The sequence below is a fragment of the Intestinibacter sp. genome, from assembly GCF_034113885.1.
Classification (GTDB): domain Bacteria; phylum Bacillota; class Clostridia; order Peptostreptococcales; family Peptostreptococcaceae; genus Intestinibacter.
Genome location: NZ_JAXEWM010000056.1, coordinates 1 through 2,261, shown reverse-complemented (window position 1 = coordinate 2,261; position 2,261 = coordinate 1). Strand labels below are relative to the sequence as shown.

Genomic DNA, 2,261 nt, shown 5'->3' with positions numbered 1-2,261 from the left:
ACATTTTTTATAGATACAGAATTACTTAAATTTTCAAATCCTTCTATATCAAATATAAAAAATATACCTATAAAAAGTACAATACTTGTCAAAATAATTAATTTATTTTTCATATATTTTCCTCAACAATATTTTCACTTAATAAATTTAATAGCCCCCATCTAACTATATTAAATGAGGGCATTTTTTATAATTTGCCTTATTGCTTTTTAATGGATCATTTAGATTCTTTAAAATTTATTTTGTTTTTATCTGCATAAGTTTTAGCATAAGAATCTAAATTTCCAGATATAGTAATATTTTTACAATCTTTGAATGCATCTTTTTCTATTTCTAATACACTATTAGGTATTTTAACTAATTCTAATTTTTCACATTTTTTAAAAGCTTTTTTGCTTATCTTAGTTACTTTATGATTTTTTACTTTACTCTTTATCTTAGCTTCTTTACCTAATTCTGTAAAGTTATATACTTCAGCATCACCATTACTTAATAAGTTATATTGAACTCCATCTTCTACAACAATCATTTCTGTATCTTTAGATGCCTTTAATGTTTTTTGTCCTTCATAGTTTCCTATACCTTCTATGTTGATTGTATTAGAATCTTCCCCTAAATCATAAGTTACTATATAATCTTCTCCTTCTTCTAAAGCTTCTATTTCTAGTGTTTGTTTATTAGCTGTGTCAAGATTATCAGCTTCTAATTTTAAACTTAGAGCATTTATATTTTGTTCAGTAATAGTAAATGTTTTTGTTATTGTTCCTGTATAATATGGATCAATACCTTTTATTGTTACCGTTGCCATACCTATATTTACATTATTAGAATAACTTACTGTATAATCTTTGCCTTCTGTTAGCCCTTCTATTGTTACTTTTGGTGTCTTTTCTTTTCCATCATAAATACATTTTGTATATTCTAAATTTGCTTCCAATGTACTCATTTTTCTATAGATTACAAATGTCTTTGTTACAGTTCCTATATAGTTTCCTATTCCTTTTATTGTTACAACTGCATTTCCTACATTTACATTATTGCTATACCAAACTCTATAATCTACACCTTCTTTTAATCCTTGTATTGTTACTCTCGGACTAAAGGCTTTTCCTGTATATGCATATCTATATCCATATAAACTTACATTTAAAGTTGATATATCTATTCTTGAATCTTTTATAGTAAATTCTTTTTCTACTGCTCCTCTGTAGTTTCCTATTCCTTCTATTGTTACTTTTGCTGTTCCTATTTCTATATTATTTTCATAAGTTACTACATAATCAACATTTTCTTCTAATCCTTCTATTGTTACAGCCGGTTTTATTACTTCGCCTGTATAAATATAACTATCTGATTCAAGTTTTATTTCTAATTCTGATATGTCTATTCTATCTTTATTTTCTTCTTTTATTGTAAATGTCTTTTCTATTGTTCCTTGGTAATTTCCTATACCTTTTACAATTACCTTTGCTGTTCCAACTTCTATATTATTTTCATAGCTTACTTCATAATCTATTCCTTTTTCTAAACCATCTATTTTAACATCTGGCTTTCTCTCTTTTCCATTGTATTCACATTCAGTATAGCTTAATACTGGTTCTTTTCCAGATATATCTGTTGGTGCAATTTTAAATGTAGTGGTTAATGTTCCGCTATTATATGTTCCTATACCTGTTATTATAACTTTACCTTCTCCTGCATTTACATTATTAGAATAACTTACTGTATAATCTTTACCTTCTGTTAGCCCTTCTATTGTTACTTTTGGTGTCTTTTCTTTTCCGTCATAAATACATTTTGTATATTCTAAATTTGCTTCCAATGTACTCATTTTTCTATAGATTACAAATGTCTTTGTTACAGTTCCTATATAGTTTCCTATTCCTCTTACTGTTACAATGGCATCCCCTGGATTTACATTATTACTATACCAAACTCTATAATCTACACCTTCTTTTAATCCTTCTACTGTAGCTCTTGGACTTAATGATCCTCCTGTATATGCAAATCTATATCCATATAAACTTACATTTAAAGTTGCTATGTCTTTAGCTTCTATACCACAACCTCTACATTTACACATTCCTGTTTCATCATAATCATCCATGTGTACATAATCATGACCTATAGGAGTAGAATATTTAACAGTTTGCTTAACACCCAAGCTATTTTGAACAATCTTATATCCTCTCTCAGTACAAGTTGTTGGTACATCTTCTATAACAGTCAATTCTTCCGCTAAACCATTAACATCAAAATAA

Annotated in this window: 1 protein-coding gene; it reads right to left on the bottom strand. The window is 27.4% G+C overall.

The window, feature by feature from the left end:
* Positions 1 to 217: 217 nt before the first annotated feature.
* A partial coding sequence (locus tag SPD90_RS03520) for a leucine-rich repeat protein (RefSeq protein WP_320924327.1) occupies positions 218 to 2,261 on the bottom strand: 2,044 nt, incomplete at its 5' end.